Consider the following 20814-nt stretch of genomic DNA (forward strand, 5'->3'; position numbering starts at 1 on the left):
TGTCTCGTCCTTTCTGTATCTCTGTAATAGTCTAATTATACACTAAAAAAAGCTATTGCCCTCCCTTTTCTACACAATAAACAGTGTGAGGCATATCTATTTGTCTATAATGTTTTATAATCGTCTTAATTGGTGTCATCTGATTGCGTAACGCTACTGCCTGCGAGGCCCTATTTGTATCGCGAATAATTGAAAATACTTTATCAGCTCCCAATCTTTTAAAAGCATATTTTTTACACGCTATTGCAGCTTCAGTGGCAAAACCTTGATGCCAATAGTCGGCATTAAATAAGTAACCGACCTCTAATAAATGTTCACCTTCAACTTCTTGCCAGGTCAAACCACATTGTCCGATAAAGCGTCCATTTTCTTTTAAAATAACTGCCCATAATCCAATACCGTGATCACGGTAATTGCGTTGTTGTTTTGCTAACCAGTCTGAAACTTCTGTATCGTTAAACGCTCCTTCGTAGGCAGTCATTACTTTATCATCCTGTAATATTAAACATAAATCAGTGAAATCCTTCGTTGTCATTTCTCTTAAAAAAAGTCTTTCTGTGGTTATCATTTGCTCACATCCTTAACTATAATGATACTAGAAGGTACTATTTCCGTTTGTTTTCCCCCTAGCATTAGACCATTTGTGTAATAAATATTAACTTAAACCCTTTTCAATTAGCTGATAACCCTCTATAATTAATAAAGAAGTCTTTGAAAATCAATCGACAGGAGTGTCCTATCATGTTTTATAATTTTGCAAGATCTATTATTGCTTTTTGTCTCCTTGTAATTAATGGACGTTATACTGTCCAAAACAGAGACAAAGTAATTCCTACACCATTCGTACTTGTTTCACCTCACACATCGTGGCTTGAAATTTTGTACTTAGGTGTAACAATCAAACCGATAAAAATTCATTTTATGGCTAAAGAAGAACTCTTTCATAACAAATTATTTGGTAAAGTTTTACGCGGTTTAAAAGCATTTCCCGTCAATCGTACAAACCCTGGACCAAGCGCACTTAAAGTCCCTGTTAAGTTGTTAAAAGATGGTAATGTTCTTGGTATTTTCCCTTCAGGTACACGTAAAAACACTCACAACCAATTAAAACGTGGGGCTGTTACAATTGCTAAAATGGCCAAGGTACCGATTGTACCTGCTTATTACGATGGTCCTCAAAATGTGAAAGATTGGTTTAAACGCCATAAAGTTACGATTCGTTATGGTGAACCTATCTATATGGATGATGCTAAAACAAAAGAAGCACTTGAAGAAAAATCATTGTTATTAGTCGCTGCCTTTGAGAAACTTCGTTTAGAGGTTGAAGCCTCTAAAAAACAAAAATAGTATAAAAAGAATCATCCGCTATAATGGCAGATGATTCTTTTTTTGCAAAATAAACGTTAAAATTTCCGGCTGCTTCCACCGCCGCCGCTTGAACCGCCGCCTCCAAACGAGCCTCCTCCACCAAAACCGCCGCCAGATCCGCCGCCGAAGCCGCCTCCTGAACCACCACCACGGTTGTTGTTACTGAGTAGTGATAATATCCATAAAATAGTACCGACGTTATTGCCGCCTCCTGAACCGCCTTTTCCACCTCGACCACTAAAAAGTGCGAGTAGGATAACAATTAACAGGATAGCAATACCAATACCGCCACCAAAACCAGAAGAATTATCTTCTGATACACTCGTATCGACATCATAACCAGCAAAAATAGTATCGTTATTAAACTCATATTCTTTATTAACTTTTACTGCTACTTCTGTAAAGATACCTTTTAACGCTTTGTCAAAATCATCACTTTTCAAAGCAGCCATATTGTTATCCAAAATGGCACCTGTTCCGCTATCTGTGAGCGCACCTTCGAGCCCGTATCCTACTTCGATATGGATATTACGATCCCCTTTTGAGAACAGTATCAACACACCATTATCTGTTGCTTTATTTCCTATTTTCCATTTTTCAAATAGTTTAACAGCATAATCGTTAATCTCTTGACCTTGTAGACTGTCAACTGTTGCTACCACAATTTGTGGTTTTTCTTTGGTTGATTCATAATTCTTGTTGACATCAATCATGTATTTAGTCGTATCTGTTGTTAGAATCCCTGCTTCATCAGATACATAAAAAGCCTTTGTTGGTTCAGGATATTTAACAGCTGCATGAACGACTGGTAACGTCACAAATGATGTTAACATTATCAAAAGGATACTTACTAAAAAGAGCGGATGGTTTAATTTCCGCATAACGAGACACCTCCCAGTGACTTTAATTAGTCGAGATCAACGGTTGGTGCTTTGTCTGCTCCAGCTGTCGCTTCGAAGAATTTCATTTTCTCAAAACCAAACATTCCCGCAACAATTGAACCTGGGAAACGTTTTGTTTTGGCATTGTAATCTTTAACGACTTTATTATAACGATCACGTTCAACTGAAATACGGTTTTCTGTACCCGCTAACTCGTCCATTAATTTTGTAACATTTTCATTTGATTTTAAATCAGGATAATTCTCTGTGACTACTAACAAACGTGAAAGTGCGCTATCTAACTGATTACTAGCTTCAACCTTTTCATTTGTTGATTTCGCAGAACCATACTGAGTACGTGCTTCAGCAATTTGACCAAAGACTTCTTTTTCTTGTTTCATACTTCCTTTAACACTGTTTACTAGGTTAGGAATTAAATCAAAACGACGTTGTAATTTAGAATCAACGTTTGCCCATTGTTCTTCGACATCATTTTGTACAGTCACCAAACTATTGTAAGTACTCACAACTGGAATAGCTACAACTGCTAAAATAGCAACAATAATAATACCTATTTTCATCCAACTTTTCACTTTTCATTCCCCATTTCATTTCATCTAAATTAGTTACTATCCGACTAGTTTAATTATACACTAAAGTAAAAGTAGTTATCAATTGGATATCTTTTTATACTACACATTGCTATACTATCTACAATAGTTAAAAAATCATTTTCAGTAAATAACACTTGTAATAGAAGTAATGAAGAAACCGTATGTTTTTCTCATCAACTAGTACAAAAAGTCATAGTCACTTAAATAATGTTGAAGCTAAAAGGGGGTTGATAGAATGATCGCTAATATTATTGGTCCAATAATTGTTTTTCTTTCAATTACTGTAGGTGTTTTTGGACTTTTACTAATTATCATTAGTCTTTTTTCAAAAACAAAACTTTCTAAATATGGGCTAATTTGTATAATTGTCGGTATTTTGATGTATGCTGCGACATTTTTGTTCAACCTACTAGATTCCAGTCATTGCTGAAAAGTAATATGAAAAATAGACTGCTGATTTTCGATTAAATATCAAAAATAGACTGCTGATTTTCGATTAAATATCAAAAATCAACAGTCTAATTAAGTTTAGTTAATATAATAGAAGCACATTAATATTAGGGGGTAATGCTAGATCAGTTGTTTCTTTAACGTACAAAGTCAAACAGTATCAAATTAAGCATGCTGTTCTCATATTTTGTAAATTAAGAAATATAAGACTTCAAATAAATGCTATATTGCCTCTTTTATAAGTCCCCTATTTAATATGAACTCTATCTTATAAAAAGTCCGGATTTCTTTGGGGTACTAACGAGATCAACTATTAATTAACATGCTGAAATTCCGATTAATGTGAAGAATGGGACTGCGAAGAACCCAAGGATCGCTGCTGTAAACATTTGAACACCTCCTTTTTAACTTTTTTATAATTATTAACAAAATTTAATTGATGCTAATCCACCGACTAAAAGTAATGGTGCTGCAAATAAAAGTCCTACTACCATTATGCTCACCTCCTGTTCAACTTATTTTTGAAAATATATTTTTTCTGATTAACATGCTGAAATTCCGATTAACGTGAAGAATGGGACTGCGAAGAACCCAAGGATTGCTGCTGTAAACATTTGAACACCTCCTGCCTGTTTTAAATAATAATTAACGATAATAAGTGCTCCTGAAACATAAAATAGCACTAAGCATCATCTGTCACCTTATTTAATTTGCTGTCTATTTACTCATTAACATGCCGAAACTCCTACTAGTGCAAGAAATGGAATAAACGCCATACCTACTAATGTCAGTACCATCATCATAATCACCTCCTTAAAATCATAATTAAAATTGTGTCTTCACTGTATTACCAGTGAAGATATCATCGTTATTTTTTCAATATTGCAATTATTCAGGCTTCGAAAAACACCTTATAATTTTCAAGTGATTTTCCTTTTTACGCGTTGACCTTAATTTTAATAACCCCTTGTTTAAACAGTGATTTCTTATCATAAATTCACTTTTAGTGTCATTTATGAACCAAAAAAATATCATCAATAAAGACAGTCAATTAATATAGCTTAAAATCACACCTTTAATCAATACAATAAAAAAGAGAATTTCCAATCAATAATCGAAAATAAATCCTCTATTTTATGAGGGAATGTTCACTGATTTCAGATGTTCTTTCTGGTTTAATTACTAATTTTTGTCGCATTTCAACTTTAAGGCTGTTTTCATTTTATTGCTAAAAAGTCACTTTCAACTTATTAACATGTTGAAACGCCAACTAAAGCAAGAAACGGAATAAACGCCATACCTACTAACGTCAGTACCATCATTGATATCACCTCCTTAAAATTTTTGGAGAATATAGCTATTTACTATTCCTGTCAGATAAAACATTATGATAGCTTATTTGAATGTAAAAGAAACTTAACTGTGATTATTTGGAAGCTCTCTTTTGTCACTCGCTATCCTAGTTTTATAATACCTTGTTAATAATGTGATTTCTTATCATAATTTCACTTTTAGTGTCAGTTATAAACCAAAAAAAAAAAAGACACCCCAAATTGAGAATGTCCGTTAATATATTTTGATGTTGCATTTTAATCCTATGATGATATCACTACAGATAATAAAAAAGATGGGTTTCCGATTATTACCAGAAAACCCACCTTATACGTTAAGTGTATTACTAGATGAAGGTATCATTGTTTCACAAAATACTTCATTAGTTTAAAACACTACTTTTTTCTCGTAATTTTGATTTGAGTTGAAAATGCATCGCAATTCGCCAAGGCCAAATCATCGCTACACCAAGGATCCAAAACATCCCTGCTAACTCACCAAAATCAATTGTGTCTGCTAAAAAGTACTTAATAATTAAACGAATTACGAGTAACCCCATTAGTATATAAGGAAACGATTTTGTGCGAACAATGTAAATATCATCGCCACGAATATCGTATTTTGTTGTCCATATTAACACAATCGAGAATACTAAACCTAGCCCAATCGCTTCCAAAATATTTGGTGGCGAAACGCGAAACATCGGGACAACGAACATCAATCCTCCCGTTAGCATGCCTAGTGGTGGTATCCATATTTTTTTAAATGTCGCTGGATCTTTCGACGATTTCATGCGAATAATAATAATGGCAACACCAAACGCAAGTGTAATAATTGCTGAACCCCAAAAAGACATAACCATCCTCCTTTTAAACGTTATTCCACTCGTTATTATATGCTCTATTTATGATAAGGTCAAAGGAAATCATCATAAAAAAGCAACCATTTCTGGCTGCTTAATTACTAATTTTTATACCTGTTATTATATTTTAATCAATCACAGTTTCCGATTTATTTTGTAATTCATACATACTGAAGTAGATACCTCGTTGAGCCACTAGTTCATCATGCGTACCGCGTTCAACAATTTTACCATGATCCAATACAAGAATTTGTTCTGCATCACGAATCGTTGACAGACGATGTGCAATCGCAATCGTTGTACGTCCTTGACGAATTCGAACCAAACCTTCTTGAATAAGTTGTTCTGTTTCAGTATCAATGCTTGCTGTTGCTTCATCGAGCACTAAAATTTTCGGATCAGTCACAATTGTACGTGCAAATGAAAGTAATTGTTTTTGACCTTGTGAGAAGGCTGCACCACGTTCAACAACACGGTGTTCATACCCATTTGGAAATTCATTGATAAAACGGTCAGCTTGAACAAATTCAGCCGCTTCTTCAATTTGAGCTTGTGTTAAGTTCTCATTTTTCAATCGAATGTTATCAGAAATCGTTCCATAATAGAGGAATGAATCCTGTAAAACCAAGCCCATTTTCTCACGTAATTCTGCTGTTGGATACTCTTTAATTGATACACCATCAATCAAAATATCTCCACGTTCGAATTCGTAGAAGCGCATCATTAAGTTGATAATCGAGCTTTTACCACTTCCTGTATGCCCAACTAAAGCAACGGTTTCCCCTGGACGTGCGACGAAAGAGATATTCGATAACACATCTTGTTTACCATCATATGAAAAAGATACGTTTTTAAATTCAACTTCACCTTTTTTGATAACACGATGTGTTGTTTCTGCCTGTTTTGGTGCATATTCGTGATTATCCATCATTTTAAAGATACGTGACGATGCAACAACTGCTTGTTGGAAGAATGCCAAACGTTCCATAATTTGTTGGATTGGGTTAAAGAGTTGTTGGATATAGCTAATGAATACAAATACCACACCGACTGATACAGCACCTGAAAACGATGCCCAACCGAAGTAGAAAAGTATAATAGCAATCCCTAAACCTGAGAGTAATTGAATAGCAGGTCCTAATAATAAACCATTCAATTTAGTGTTTCTAAAGCTTGCTTCAAAGTATGCTTCATTGGTTTCCGAAAATTCGTTACGTAAACGTTTTTCTTGGCTAAATTGTTGAATAATCGGCATTCCCGAAATTGATTCTGCTAGCTTTGCATTCATTTCACTTAGTTGTTCACGAGCTTGTTGATAAAAAGTTGTACTGTATTTTTGGTACAAAAAGATAATCCAAATTGAAATCGGTAGTAGCAATAAACATATCAGCGCTAACTTAACGTTGAGGATAAACATTGTAATGTAGATACCTGTCAACATAAACACAGCCGAAACCGCTGTTGAAAGTACTGATACAAACATATCAGTGATCGCTTCTGTGTCATTGGTTAAACGCGAGACGATACTACCTGAAGGGACTTGATCATAAAAACGCATCCCTTTCTTTTGTAGGTCTTGAAATAAGCCTGTACGTAAATCTTGAACGATATGAAATGCCGTTTTTTGAAAACGTAATTGTTCTACATACCAAACAAGTGAGGTTACGACAAACGTTGCAAATGTAATTCCTGTCCACAATGAGAGCGCAGCAATATCGGTGCTCTTATCTTGGATGAAATTATCAAGAATGTATTTAATTAACAAAGGTGTTGCCAGGTTACCTAATGTGACGATTAACGTTAAAATCAATGTCCATGCAAGGCTTTTTTTGTAAGGTTTTGCATAACTGAGCAACCGTTTCAAAGTTGCTAACTGTTGTTTTCCAGTGAGTTTTTCAAACTTTTCCATTAGCCCTCACCTCCTTCTGACGCTTGTACAAGTTGTTGTTGTTCAAAAATTTGACTGTACCAACCATCGCTTAACATTAATTCTGCATGACGACCTGATTGAGCCAATTCACCATTTTCTAACACCAAAATTTGTTCACTGTGTTGAACTGAACTTAAACGGTGAGCACAAATAATTGTTGTTTTATCAGAACGTGTTTCTTTCAAGGCGCTGACAATCGCCTCTTCAGTTTTAGCATCTACTGCAGACAAGGCATCATCCAAAATGAGTAATTCGGGATTCATTAATAAGGCACGTGCAATCGAAATACGTTGCTTTTGTCCCCCGGATAATGAAACACCACGTTCACCGACTACTGTATCGTAACCTTCAGTAAAGGCCTCGATGTCGTCATGAATCGCTGTTAAACGAGTAACTGCTTCAACTTCTTCTTGTGTGGCTTCTGGACGACCAAAACGAATATTTTCACGAATCGTTGTTGAGAATAAAAATTGATCTTGTGGAACGTACCCAATTGAACGGCGTAGCGAATCAAGCGTGTAATCCTTAATGTCACGTCCACCAATTGTGATAAGTCCTTCATAATGATTCACTTGACGTAAGAGCATTTGAACAAGTGTCGTTTTACCTGCACCTGTGCGCCCAACGATACCTAATGTTTCACCTGCACCGATCTTGAAGTGAATATTGTGCAAGGCTAATTTATCATCCGCGTAACGGACTTCTTCAACGTCCACTGTAATATCACCTGTTGGTGTCACATCAACCGCGCCTTCACGATCAGTGACCTCTGCTTCGTTAGCCATTAAAATAGCGACACGGTCATAAGATGCCGATCCACGTTCAAGTATATTATATAAAAACCCAAAAGCGAGCATTGGCCATACTAACATACCTAAATATGTAATAAATGAAACTAAATCCCCAATCGTTATTTCTGATTGACGAATAAGGTAAGCACCACCAAATAAAGTCAATGCGTAACTTAAAGCAACGATAATATTAATCGCAGGGTCAAACGCTGAATCGAGACGTGCCACGATGACATTTTTTTTACGTACGTCATTTGTTTGTGACTGAAAATGCTTAATTTCAGCTTCTTCTTGACCAAATGTTTTAGTTACTTTTGTACCCCCGATTGTTTCTTGGGCGTAATCATTCATATCAGAGAAAGCACTTTGTGCATCTCTAAAACTGATATGTAATTTTTTACCTAAAAATTGCGAAGATATTGCAATTAAAGGCATTGGCAATAGAGCAATCAATGTTAATTTCCAGTTGATAAGTGTTGCCATTGTGACGATAACCATTCCCCCAGTTAAAACTGAATCGGCTAATGTCAAAATACCAGCACCCGCAACTTGTTGAATACTTTTCAAATCATTTGTTGCATGTGCCATCAAATCACCTGTACGATGTTTTTGAAAGAACGAACCTGACATGTTAGTAAGATGTTTGAACAAACTGTTACGCATTTGTCGTTCAAGTCGTAATGAAGAGCCGAAAATGTAAGCTCGCCAAACATAACGTAACCCATACATAATCCCAGCGGTAACGACGAGTGTTGCAATAATAGTAAGAAAAGATCCCATCGTTAAACTTCGGTCTGCAATGGCATCAACGGTTTTACCGATCAAACGCGCAGGAATTAATGATAACAATGAAACCGTTACCAAAGCAATTACCCCAATAATATACGCTCTTTTTTCTTGTTTGAAGAACCACCATAAATCTTTAAATATTTTCATTTTTCCACCTCTGTTTCCAATTAATTATCTATACAAAACAGCTCATACTGCGCTTGATGTAGTGGCGGACAGCATGGCTTTCCATAAGCAAACATTCATTTAGCTATCATACTATTCACCTATATTAAGGTCAAGAAGACTGTTTATATCCGACTAGTAGCCTCAGGATTGGTCTTTTGATGTTTTCGATGATATAAGCTAATTGATACAAATAAGACACCAATAACTCCTAAAACGATGATATAGACACTGATGTAGAATGCGCTGACAAAGCCGCCTAATGTTAAAGCAAAACCTGCAACTAGCTGAGCAAATTGAAATGATAAACCCGAAAAACTTAAGTAAGATGCTTGTTTATCATCAGGAATTAAGTCAACTTCTCTTGCGCTTAATAATGGCGTTGCAACCAATTCACCAATCGTAACGATGACCATAATCGGTACTAATAACGTGATACTATTTGCCGTTGCCATCACTCCATACCCTGTTACATAGATAAGTAGTCCAAAAAAGACAACATACTTTTCTTTTAAGCCTGCTGTTATACGCGTTAATAAAAAGGTTAAAAAAACAACCATTAACGTATTGATAACTTGTAAAACGCTCAACATTCTAACACCATCAATGGCAATGTTAAAGAGATGAATCATATCAAACTCTTTTGACAGACGCACACCTGTATAAGTTCCCATTGTGAATTCTGCCGCTTGATACAAAGCCATACCAACAACAAACATTAACCAACGGCGATCTTTCGCCACCTTTGCGTATGTTGAAAAAAGATGACGTATAACTTTAGTATCTTTACGATCCATTATCTTGTTTTCATATCGCAAGTTCATTTGTAGAAAAAACGTGACGATAAGCTGCATGATTACCGCTCCTATAAATAGCGGTAACAAATAATTTTTGAAGGCAAATCCACCGATTGATGCACCAATAGCCATCGATAAATTAAAAATCCAATATTCATATTGATAGACTTTCTTACGATTTTCCCTCGTGGTTGAATCCAACACAACAGCTGAGTATGCTGGCGTGTAGAAGTTATAAGCTGCTCCACAAATAAAGTAACCCACAACCAACCAATTAATGTGAGCGAGCAAACCACTGAGATTAAAAACAATTGTTAACAATCCAACAGCATACAGTGTTTGAAACACGAATAAAATTCGCTTTCGTTGATGGTTATCTGCCAAATAGCCACCAATAATTCCTGCTAAAAAAGATACAGCAACATTCAGAATAACAATAATTCCTGCTGTTCCTGTTGGCGTATGTTTTGCCAAGTAAATAATCATAAACGGCATCGTACAAGCGTAGATTAAACTGCTCATAAATGATGTTGTTAAGGTCGTTTTAATATTTTTTGATAATAAAATTTTCATAGAGCACCATCCTGTTGGTTTTTTATCGTGTCATTGGCGTCTCTTATTTTTGCGCACAAAAAAAGACTGCCTGGGTAACAAGCAGCCTTTTCATAAGTGAAAAAGAAAGGTCAACTACTCGTTGTTTTTGTATTAAATTTAAAAGAAGACAGATTATCCCCTTGAACATTGGAAATAAAAGCAAGCGTATTGTGGTAATTCTTCACTTCATTACGTAATACAAAAATTGTTGATCCCATCTTTTCCACCTCCGTTTCTTTTCGTTAAATTTAATATAGCATATCTTTGTAGTATTGCCTAGATTTTTTTGATTATTCTCACAATTTGTCTACATACTAAAAAAACACACCTCCTAAGAGATGTGTTTTCCGAATAGAATTCAATTAAAAGAGAAATTTTCATAATCATAATTTATATTAACTCTATAAACACAGATATATGCTATTATTTTTTCTTTTTCTTCTTTTCTTTTTCTTTAGCAGGTGCAGCCGCTTGTTGTTTGCTCATTGCAGACATCATTTGGTTGACCTTTTTTTGTGATGGTTTTTGACCCATTTGCGCCATCATCATTGTTAACATTTGCTCGTTAACAGGTGGGTTTTCTTGTAGATACTTCATCATATAGCGACGTGCTAAAAAGAAACCGAGTGCTAGACCCGCAGCAAGTGCAACTACAATAAGTGTAATTCCTAACCATAAACTCATTATTTACTTTCCCCCATTTCTTATTTATCTCTATTATTGTACTTGATAATTAACGTTATGACAATAGCTGTCATCAACTCTACTGTGATATTTCTACTTCGAGTTTGCAAAAAAAAGCAGGAGCGGTATCCCGCCCCTCACTTCTTCTTAAATTCGATTATAAAGATTCAACAGCTTTTACAACATTATCAACTGTAAAACCGTATTCCTCGATGATTTTTTCTCCTGGAGCAGAAGCACCGAAAGTATCAATTGCGATAACAGTACCATCTAAACCAACATATTTACCCCAACCGAATGAGCTACCCATTTCAATACCCACACGTTTACGAACAGCGTTTGGTAAAACAGACTCTTTATATTCAGCTGATTGTTTATCAAACAAGTTAAACGATGGAATGCTGACAACAGAAACATCAGTACCTTTAGCAGCCAACGCAGCTTGTGCTTGTACAGCTAAGTTAACTTCTGAACCAGTAGCAATTAAGATAGCATCAGCAACATCTTTAGTAGATGGTGAGATTACATAACCACCTTTACGAACGCCGTCTGCTGCTTTGCTTGCTGAACCTGCAACCACTGGTAAGTTTTGACGAGACAATACCAATGCTGTTGGATGATCTTGTGATTCCAACGCAATAGTCCATGCCGCTTTTACTTCGTTACCATCCGCTGGACGAATAACAACCATGTTCGGAATAGAACGTAAGCTTGCAAGTTGTTCTACTGGCTCATGTGTTGGGCCATCTTCACCTACAGCAACTGAATCATGTGTTAGCACGTAAGTTACAGGTTGGTGTTGAATTGCAGCTAAACGAGCTGCTGCTTTAAGGTAATCTGAGAATACGAAGAACGTACCACCGTAAACGCGTAAACCACCATGTAGCGACATACCGTTTAACGCAGTAGCCATTGCGAATTCACGTACACCAAACCAGATATTACGTTGTTCTGGAGCATCAACTGTAAATTGACCATCTGATTTAATAGTCGTATTATTTGATCCAGCTAAATCGGCAGAACCACCGAAGAAGAATGGAACTTTATCTGCGATTGCATTGATTACTTCACCGCTTGATGCACGAGAAGCTGTTGAAGAGCCTTCATCAAATGATGGAAGATCAGCATCCCAACCTGCAGGTAATTTACCTTCAAAAGAATCAACAAATTGTTGAGCTAATTCTGGGTATTCAGCTTTGTAAGAAGCAAATAATGCATTCCATTCGGTTTCAGCTTTTGCACCACGATCAGCAACGTTTGCTTGGTAGCGAGCATATACTTCTTCAGGCACTGTAAAGTCTGGTAAATCCCAACCATAAGCAGCTTTTGTTTCAGAAATACCTTCTGGACCAAGAGGCGCGCCATGGACAGCACTTGTACCTTGTTTTGGAGAACCAAAACCAATAACTGTTTTAATTTCGATAATTGTTGGCTGAGTAGTATTAGCTTTAGCTTCTGCAATTGCCGCTTCAATTTCAGCTAGATCATTACCATCTTTAACTAATAAATGTTGCCAGTTATAAGAATCAAAACGTTTTTGAACGCTCTCAGAGAATGAACGATCTAAATCACCGTCTAATGAAATATCATTAGAATCATAAAGGACAATTAATTTATCTAATTGCTCATGACCAGCCATTGAAACCGCTTCTGCTGAAACACCTTCCATTAAATCGCCATCACCACATAAAGCGTATGTATAATGGTCAACAACGTTGAATTTATCTTTGTTATACATCCCAGCTAAATGACGTTCTGCCATTGCAAAACCAACAGCCATACCGATACCTTGTCCAAGTGGACCAGTTGTTGCTTCTACGCCATCAGTATGTCCAAATTCAGGGTGTCCTGGAGTTAAACTATCCCATTGACGGAAGTTTTTAAGGTCTTCAATACTTAATTTGAAACCTGATAAATGTAACAAGCTGTATAACAACATTGAACCGTGTCCTGCTGAAAGCACAAAACGATCACGGTTTGACCATGTTGTATTGCTTGGGTTAACGTTTAAGAAACGTGACCATAGTGTGTATGCCATTGGTGCTGCACCTAACGGCAAACCTGGATGTCCTGAATTGGCCTTTTGAATAGCATCCATTGAAAGAGTTCTGATTGAATTCACTGCGAGTTGATCAACTTTATCAAACATTTAAAAACATCCCCTCAAAATATATTAATAATACCCATTACACACTGCTTCACTTTCTGCTAACTTTTTGAGTTATTAAAAACGTGAAACAGCTAAATTGCAATGTAACTAAGCATACAAGAATTATTATAAACCATTTCAGCGCAAATCACTAGAGATAGATATTAAAAAGCTTATAAAACCGCTGTTTATTGCCTATTTTTTATTTTAACTCTGCTTTTAGAACAATAAAATGATAGCGTATTCAGTCTGTCGTTAGTTAACACCTCACAAGCAAATTATTTTCCAATGATTGGGTCGTTTTGGTTCTTTTGTTAAATAAGGTGGAAATTATTCTGAATTGAACGGATACTTTTTCCCGAAATACAGTTATTCTTTTATCATAGGCAGTCATTAGTCATTAAATTGTTATTTAAAAACGCAAAAATTAGTAAATAAGACACATCTTTTCTAACTCAACGCTTTTAATATTAGTGATTTAAGATTATAATTAAAGCACACACACAAAGTTTTTAACTCTTTACAAAATAACAAGAAAAGGGATGATTTGAATGATAGGTTGCAGTAGTTTTACATTAACATCAAAAGATAATAAACATTTGCTTTCTCGAACAATGGACTTTGGAATCGAAATGGCGGAACAAGTTGTTTTTGTTCCACGCAACAAAACATTTGATTTAACTTATACAACGTCAGATTCAACAACATCAAAATTTGCTTTTATCGGTATGGGGCAAATTTTAAATAATTCACCGATTCTTTTTGATGGTATTAATGAAAAAGGTCTTATGGGAGCAACCCTCTATTTTCCAGGTTACGCAACTTATAAAGACACAGCAGCAGACGAAACACTCGCAATTTCTCCTGATAAAGTTATCCCCTACATATTATCGCAAGCAACAACGGTCGAAGATGTCAAAACACAGTTACTAGAATCTATTACACTTATTAATGATACCAACCCCATTATCAGTAAATTGCCACCTCTACATTTTATCTTTTCTGATAAAACAGGAGCAACAATTATTGTTGAACCGATGCCCAATGGTTTAAATATCATTGAAGATTCTATCGGGGTGATGACGAATAGTCCTGACTATTCTTGGCACGAAACAAATTTACGCAACTACATCACAGTGACACCTCACCAACATGAACCGATTACTCTGGCAAATAAAGAACTGTCAGCTTTCAGTCAAGGATCAGGTACATTTGGTTTACCAGGTGACTATACCCCTCCTGCTCGTTTTGTGAGAGTGGCTTACTTAAGAAACTTTTCTAAACAACCCGAAAATGAAATTGAAGCCGTCAGTTTATCTCATCATATTCTGGAATCAGTTAGTATTCCTAATGGAGTGGTGATTGATCCACAAGGTGAACCTGACTACACATGTTACAGTAGCTACATGTGCGCCGAATCATTAAGTTTTTATTTTGCTGTTTATAGCAACCAACGACTTCAAAAAATAACATTGAACGATGAACTTATCGCTTCAACCGAATATAAGGAATTTAAGGTACAGACTGAAGAGGATATCAACTGTCTTAACTAAGGGGTTTTATACAAAAACGCTACAACTAACATCGTGTTAATTGTAGCGTTTTTATTTATTCAATTTAGTTTTAATGCATTAACTTCAAAAGACTAATCATTATTTGCATACATGATTTCATCAGCAGTCTGTTGTTTTTTTACAGGAATGTAAATTTTAGTGCCCGCTTCCAATTTATTCTCATTAATAAGGTCGTTATTCTCACTCATCCATTGCACCATTGATTGTACTTCTTTAGTTGACGAGGCGTAATTTTCAGCAATTGTCCAAAGGTTATCTGATTCTACAATAGTATATTGTTCGTACTTACTTTCATCTATGCCAGCTGTTTTAAAACCTACTATTAGGAAAAAACAAGCACTAATAAGTGTAAAGATAATAACAAAAGAAAAATTAGTCCAAATACGTGATATTAAAGTTTTCATAAATTAAATCCCCCAGTCGAATGTATGTTCGTATTTATATCATATACCGAACATTTGTTCTTGTCAACACAAAAACAGAACAAACGTTTGTATTTGTCAAGAGCAAATGGTATACTAAAGATACAAAAAACCATACAGAGGTGTAATTATGAAACTTTCTAAACGTCAAAGTGAAATATTTGAATTTTTAAAAGACGAAGTAAAATCAAAAGGTTATCCGCCCTCTGTTCGAGAAATCGGTGAAGCAGTTGGCCTTGCATCAAGTTCTACTGTACACGGTCACCTTGAACGCCTTGAACAAAAAGGGCTAATCAAACGCGATCCTTCTAAACCAAGAGCAATCGAAATAATGGATGATTCACCTAAAGTTGGCACTGTGAATGTGCCATTGGTTGGTAAAGTAACAGCTGGTGTTCCTATTACTGCAATAGAAAATGTTGAGGAATACTTCCCGCTTCCTGAATCAATGCTTGTCAATGATGCCACATTATTCATGCTAAAAGTTGACGGTGAAAGTATGATAAATGCAGGTATTTTGGATGGAGATAAATTAATCGTCCGCCAACAAAATACGGCTTACGATAACGATATTGTTATTGCTATGACAGAGGATGACGAAGCAACTTGTAAACGATTCTTTAAGGAAAGTAACCGTATACGACTTCAACCTGAAAACGATTCGATGGAACCCATCTACTTACCAAATGTATCTATTCTTGGTAAAGTTGTAGGTGTATTTAGAGAAATGTAGCCTTTTCTTTCGCTACATCGGTTAATTATCTTAATACAATAATTAATACAATTAAAAAAAGAGTAATAGGCAGCTTGTTGCTTATTTCTCTTTTTTTGGATACTAAATCATTTTTAAAATACCTATAATCATGAATGACATTGCTAATGCTTTAAAATTATTTATGCTATAATTTCATTATTAAAAAAGAAAGAGGTCCTTTGATGAAGCCTTTAGCTGATGCTCTAATCATTATCGATTTACAGAATGGCGTGTGTTACAACGACACAGAAATTTTCAATCTATCTTCATTAGTTACTCTAATAAATAAACGTATGCTTGATTATACGTCTCAAGGGAAAAACATCATCATTGTTCAACATACTGACGAAGATTTGATTCAAGGACAGTCCCCTTGGGAAGTCATCCCCTCGTTGGACAAGGGAAAAGCGACTCATTATATTCAAAAAACACATGCCAATTCTTTTTATAAGACTAATTTAAAAGAATTGCTTGAACAAGAACATATAAACCGTATCGAAATTTGTGGTGCTCAAACCGAATATTGTGTGGATGCAACTGTAAAAAATGCTCATGCACTGGGTTATTTAATCCAAATGTTAAGAGGTGGCACAACAACTTATTCTAATGCTTTTATGAGTGCAGAAAATACGGTGCGTTTTTATGAAAATATATGGGATAATCGCTTTGCCACTTTTATTTAATTACACCAAAAAGGTATAAAACATATTGTTTTATACCTTTTTTTGGTTTTTGAAATACGAACGAAAACCTTCTATATGATAAGGATGCGCTTCATAAGCAACATTTAATCCCTTTTCTACAATAACAGCCGTTGTCACTGGTCCAATCGATAATAATGTCAATTGAGACAACAACTGATGTTCTTCAGCAGTTAATAAGTTAATAAAAGCAATAACAGCCGAAGGACTTGTAAACACAACCGTATCATCTGCCTTAAATTGAAACGGTTCTCTTTTTGCTTCAACGACAGTGTAGACACTTGTATGTTCAACCTCACAAACAGTCGCTAACTTTTCTGCTAATTCATTGGTTGCTCGTGCAGATTGCGGTAACCATATCCGATCTGTATCTTTCAGTTGTTGTGCTATAACCTCAAACAATCCACTTGATATAAAATCAGCAGCTTCAATCACAGGTTTAAGACCATAAGATTCTAATACCTGCGATGTTGCCGGACCGATTGAAATAGCTTTGAACTGTCTATTGGGTCCACTATCTAACACCCGATGAACGGTATTTTGGCTCGTGAATACAACAAAATCAGCAGCCGTTAATGCACGTAATTTTTTTGTGATTTCAGCCTGATTTAGAGGCTCAATTTTAAGAACAGGGAAAAGAACGGCTTCATGACCTGTCTCATTGATCAACTGACACAAAGTTGCTGCTTGATGAGGCATTCGAGTCACAATGATTCGTGCCATGGGCTTCCCTCCTTTTTAAGCTTGATCGATCCAACGACAAACATCTTTCGCATGATACGTCATGATGATATCTGCACCCGCACGTTTCATACCCAAAAGTGTTTCCATTACTATTTTCTCTTCTTCAATCCAACCATTTTGTGCAGCTGCTTTAACCATGGCGTATTCACCACTCACGTTATAAGCGACAATGGGTAAATCATGTGCATTACGAGTATCACGAATAATATCCATATACGCCATTGCTGGTTTTATGATTAGAAAATCCGCCCCTTCAGCGACATCTGATGCTGCTTCACGTTTTGCTTCACGACGATTGGCAGGATCCATTTGATACGATTTACGATCACCAAACTGAGGTGCACCGTCTGCTGCATCACGAAATGGACCATAATAAGCAGAGGCATATTTCACAGCATACGACATAATGGGAATATTTTCGTATCCCGCTTTATCAAGTGCTTGTCTAATTGCATACACAAAACCATCCATCATATTAGACGGAGCGATAATATCTGCACCTGCCTCAGCTTGTGAAACTGCTGTTTGAGAGAGGATTGCTAACGACTCATCATTTAAAATGGTCTCTCCCTCAATCACACCACAGTGGCCATGATCTGTGTATTCACATAGACATGTATCTGCAATTACAATCAAGTCAGGATAACGCGTTTTAATGTAACGTGTGGCCTCTTGAATAATACCATGCGTATGAAAAGCACCCGTTCCGATGGCATCTTTTTCTGCGGGAAGTCCAAAAAGAATCACTGACGGTATACCTAAAGCAACAATTTCAGCGAGCTCTTTATCAATAGTATCGAGTGAATATTGAAAAACGCCTGGCATAGAGGATACTTCTGTCATGACATTCTCACCTTCAACTACAAATAGTGGATAGATAAGATCTGCTTTTTCTAATTTATTTTCTCGAACTAATGAGCGCATTGCGGATGTAGTTCGTAAACGACGGTGACGTGAAAATTGAAACATGTGAATTCCTTCTTTCATTTAATTGTTTACTCTTCAATATTAAGAGCAGCAATCATCGCTGCTGCACCTTGTTCAAATAATTTTTCTTTTGCTGATTGCCCCACTGTTTTGCTCTCTTCGCCTATTACCTGTGAATGAATCACACGTTGTCCATCAACACTTGCTAATAAACTGCGCAATACAATCCCTTGATTTTCTAAAGTGGCGTAACCTCCCACAGGCATATGACAGCTACCTTCCATTTCAGCTAAAAAGGCACGTTCTGTCAAAACAGTCAATGCTGTTTCCGGATCATGAATTGTTGCTAATAGCTTTCGTACATCTTCATCGTCTGAACGACACTCGATAGCTAACGCACCTTGACCCACTGCAGGCAGACAATCTTCAATCGGCAATGGGTACATTTCTGTTTCATTAAATAAGCCCAACCGTTTTAAACCAGCTGCAGCTAAAATAATTGCATCATATTGGCCTTCACGTAATTTACGAAGACGTGAATCAACATTACCACGTAATAATTTAATTTCTAAATCAGGACGTAGCGCTAATAATTGTGCCTGACGTCTTAAGCTACTTGTTCCAACAACTGCATTCTTCTTTAAATCCTTTACAGAACGCCCATCTGAACTTACTAATACGTCCCTTGCATCCTCACGAATAGGGATAGCTCCAATTTTTAATTCTCCTGGCAATTCGGCAGGCATATCTTTCATGCTATGCACAGCAATATCGATATCACTGTTAAGCAAAGCCCATTCTATCTCTTTAATGAAAAGTCCTTTACCGCCAATTTTAGAAAGCGATTCTTCTAATCGAATATCACCTTTTGTGACAATTTCCTTAACCTCAAAAACGACATCTGGATAGTTCGCTTGTAATGCTTTAATAACGTGACCTGTTTGTGTCGTTGCTAACTGTGAACGTCTGGTACCTACGGTAATTACTTTTCGCATAACTCTGCCTCGTTTCTATCATTTGCGGTTTGCAAACCAAAAAGATGTTCAACAAACGCTAATTTATCCAATGCATCCTCTTCAAGTGCCAATTCTTTCGTTTTAATAATAGGTTCTTTGATAATTTGATTAACAATACTTTTCGTTAATTTATGAATCACCTTGAGTTCATGATCGCTTAAATTAGGCAACTTTCTTTCCATATGAGCCATTGCTGTTTCATAGATGGTTAACGTCTTATCACGCAATTCGTGGATGACTGGTGTTGCTTTTAATGTTAAACGCCATTTATGAAAAGATTCTTGTGCCTCAACTACCATTTTACTAACCTCTACCATAGCAGCTTCGCGCTGTTGTTTATTTTGATCAGCTATCCGTTCAATATCATCCATATCATAACGACTAATTTGCGGATGTACATCTAAAATCGGATCCGCATTACGCGGCATACCTAAATCAACAATTGCTAGATAACGTAATTGTTCCTCGAGCAGTTTTTGCGTCAGAATATAATCATCTGAACGCAACGCACTAAACACGACATCCGCAGAAGCTAATACTTGTTGCAACGCTTCTTTCGGAGCTGCTTTGGTTTTATATTTCATCGCTAAGGAAATTGCATTTTCATATGTTCGATTAACAATCGTAATTTGTTCCATCGGAAAATGTGGTTTTAAATAATCAAGAATTAAAACACTCATTTTCCCTGCTCCAAGAATGACGAGTTCTTTTTTATGCATCATATCAAACTGCTGAGATTCAATAAGTTTTACAGCAACTGTGCTTAATGATACTGAACCTTCACCAATTAATGTTTCTGACTGCGCTTGTTTACCGACTGTAATTGCTCGTTTAAATAACTCGTTTAAGACAACACCTGTTGTGTTTACTTCACGCGCACACTCAAAGCTATCTTTCACTTGACCTAAAATTTGTGTTTCTCCTACAATCATCGATGCTAAACTCGTACTCACTTCAAATAAGTGTGCGATTGCCGCATCATTTTCGAGAAAAATCACCTGTTCTGCAACTTCATCGTAAGTCATATTGAATAACGCTGCTAAATATTTACGGACATAATAGCGGCCGCGACTAATTTCATCCACCACTAAATAAAGCTCCGTGCGGTTACATGTTGATAAAATAACATTTTCAAGCACGCTATTTTGTTGATTTAGCGTTATCATAGCCTGTGCTACTGATTCCTCATCAATATGAAATTTTTCGCGATGGGCAACGGATACTGCTTTAAAATTGATGGTTGCTACAAGTACTTCCATTTTCTATCCCT

19 protein-coding genes are annotated in these 20814 nt (G+C 36.1%); 4 read left to right on the plus strand and 15 right to left on the minus strand.

Annotated elements, in window-relative coordinates; translation table 11 throughout:
- Positions 1-52 precede the first annotated feature (52 nt).
- Positions 53-568, minus strand: coding sequence for a GNAT family N-acetyltransferase (locus tag V6S17_RS07040; protein WP_029091795.1), 516 nt, complete (start codon positions 566-568; stop codon positions 53-55).
- Between the two features lie 173 nt (positions 569-741).
- On the opposite strand from V6S17_RS07040, the gene V6S17_RS07045 reads away from it, so the two are divergent.
- Entirely contained in the window at positions 742-1347 is a 606-nt protein-coding gene (locus V6S17_RS07045) for a lysophospholipid acyltransferase family protein (protein ID WP_029091796.1), read from the plus strand.
- A gap of 56 nt (positions 1348-1403) precedes the next feature.
- On the opposite strand, the gene V6S17_RS07050 is transcribed toward V6S17_RS07045, so the two are convergent.
- The 9 genes from V6S17_RS07050 to tkt all read right to left on the minus strand — a co-directional run bounded on the left by V6S17_RS07050 (position 1404) and on the right by tkt (position 13406).
- Entirely contained in the window at positions 1404-2249 is an 846-nt protein-coding gene (locus V6S17_RS07050; RefSeq protein ID WP_029091797.1) for a TPM domain-containing protein, read from the minus strand.
- Between the two features lie 26 nt (positions 2250-2275).
- Positions 2276-2842, minus strand: a complete 567-nt coding sequence (locus V6S17_RS07055) for a LemA family protein (RefSeq protein WP_029091798.1) — start codon at positions 2840-2842, stop codon at positions 2276-2278.
- A 2185-nt stretch (positions 2843-5027) separates the two neighbouring features.
- Positions 5028-5501: a CcdC family protein gene (locus tag V6S17_RS07060; protein WP_029091800.1), complete on the minus strand. Its 474-nt coding sequence runs from the start codon at positions 5499-5501 to the stop codon at positions 5028-5030.
- Between the two features lie 133 nt (positions 5502-5634).
- Entirely contained in the window at positions 5635-7416 is a 1782-nt protein-coding gene (locus V6S17_RS07065) for an ABC transporter ATP-binding protein (RefSeq protein WP_029091801.1), read from the minus strand.
- Positions 7416-9164 carry an ABC transporter ATP-binding protein gene (locus tag V6S17_RS07070; RefSeq protein WP_029091802.1) on the minus strand — a complete coding sequence of 583 codons (1749 nt, stop codon included), beginning with the start codon at positions 9162-9164 and terminating at the stop codon, positions 7416-7418. The genes V6S17_RS07065 and V6S17_RS07070 overlap by 1 nt, the downstream gene beginning before the upstream one ends.
- A gap of 143 nt (positions 9165-9307) precedes the next feature.
- On the minus strand, positions 9308-10552 hold the full coding sequence (locus V6S17_RS07075; RefSeq protein ID WP_029091803.1) for an MFS transporter: 1245 nt from the start codon (positions 10550-10552) through the stop codon (positions 9308-9310).
- A 110-nt stretch (positions 10553-10662) separates the two neighbouring features.
- Positions 10663-10791 (minus strand): hypothetical protein, encoded by a 129-nt coding sequence (locus tag V6S17_RS07080; protein WP_256084816.1) that lies wholly within the window; start codon positions 10789-10791, stop codon positions 10663-10665.
- Between the two features lie 205 nt (positions 10792-10996).
- Positions 10997-11257 carry a YneF family protein gene (locus V6S17_RS07085; RefSeq protein WP_029091804.1) on the minus strand — a complete coding sequence of 87 codons (261 nt, stop codon included), beginning with the start codon at positions 11255-11257 and terminating at the stop codon, positions 10997-10999.
- Between the two features lie 157 nt (positions 11258-11414).
- Complete coding sequence (gene tkt / locus V6S17_RS07090) at positions 11415-13406, minus strand: transketolase (protein ID WP_029091805.1); 1992 nt, start codon at positions 13404-13406, stop codon at positions 11415-11417.
- Between the two features lie 551 nt (positions 13407-13957).
- On the opposite strand from tkt, the gene V6S17_RS07095 reads away from it, so the two are divergent.
- The gene (locus V6S17_RS07095; RefSeq protein ID WP_029091806.1) at positions 13958-14959 is read left to right on the plus strand and encodes a choloylglycine hydrolase family protein; all 1002 of its coding nucleotides are present in this window, start codon (positions 13958-13960) and stop codon (positions 14957-14959) included.
- Between the two features lie 92 nt (positions 14960-15051).
- On the opposite strand, the gene yneA is transcribed toward V6S17_RS07095, so the two are convergent.
- Positions 15052-15384: a cell division suppressor protein YneA gene (gene yneA, locus V6S17_RS07100; protein WP_029091807.1), complete on the minus strand. Its 333-nt coding sequence runs from the start codon at positions 15382-15384 to the stop codon at positions 15052-15054.
- 148 nt (positions 15385-15532) lie between these two features.
- Between yneA and lexA the strand changes: the two genes are divergently transcribed.
- On the plus strand, positions 15533-16135 hold the full coding sequence (lexA, locus tag V6S17_RS07105; RefSeq protein WP_029091808.1) for a transcriptional repressor LexA: 603 nt from the start codon (positions 15533-15535) through the stop codon (positions 16133-16135).
- 203 nt (positions 16136-16338) lie between these two features.
- Positions 16339-16839 (plus strand): cysteine hydrolase family protein, encoded by a 501-nt coding sequence (locus tag V6S17_RS07110; protein WP_029091809.1) that lies wholly within the window; start codon positions 16339-16341, stop codon positions 16837-16839.
- A 30-nt stretch (positions 16840-16869) separates the two neighbouring features.
- Here the strand turns inward: V6S17_RS07110 and V6S17_RS07115 are convergent, their stop codons facing one another.
- The 4 genes from V6S17_RS07115 to hemA are packed head-to-tail and all read right to left on the minus strand — an operon-like array spanning position 16870 to position 20803.
- Positions 16870-17580 carry a uroporphyrinogen-III synthase gene (locus tag V6S17_RS07115; RefSeq protein WP_029091810.1) on the minus strand — a complete coding sequence of 237 codons (711 nt, stop codon included), beginning with the start codon at positions 17578-17580 and terminating at the stop codon, positions 16870-16872.
- Positions 17581-17595: 15 nt separating this feature from the next.
- The gene (gene hemB / locus V6S17_RS07120) at positions 17596-18588 is read right to left on the minus strand and encodes a porphobilinogen synthase (protein WP_029091811.1); all 993 of its coding nucleotides are present in this window, start codon (positions 18586-18588) and stop codon (positions 17596-17598) included.
- An 8-nt stretch (positions 18589-18596) separates the two neighbouring features.
- Entirely contained in the window at positions 18597-19523 is a 927-nt protein-coding gene (hemC, locus tag V6S17_RS07125; RefSeq protein ID WP_029091812.1) for a hydroxymethylbilane synthase, read from the minus strand.
- Positions 19511-20803: a glutamyl-tRNA reductase gene (hemA, locus tag V6S17_RS07130; RefSeq protein WP_051457447.1), complete on the minus strand. Its 1293-nt coding sequence runs from the start codon at positions 20801-20803 to the stop codon at positions 19511-19513. The genes hemC and hemA overlap by 13 nt, the downstream gene beginning before the upstream one ends.
- Positions 20804-20814 lie beyond the last annotated feature (11 nt).

Origin of the sequence: Brochothrix thermosphacta DSM 20171 = FSL F6-1036 (genome assembly GCF_036884295.1) — a bacterium.
GTDB lineage: Bacteria > Bacillota > Bacilli > Lactobacillales > Listeriaceae > Brochothrix > Brochothrix thermosphacta.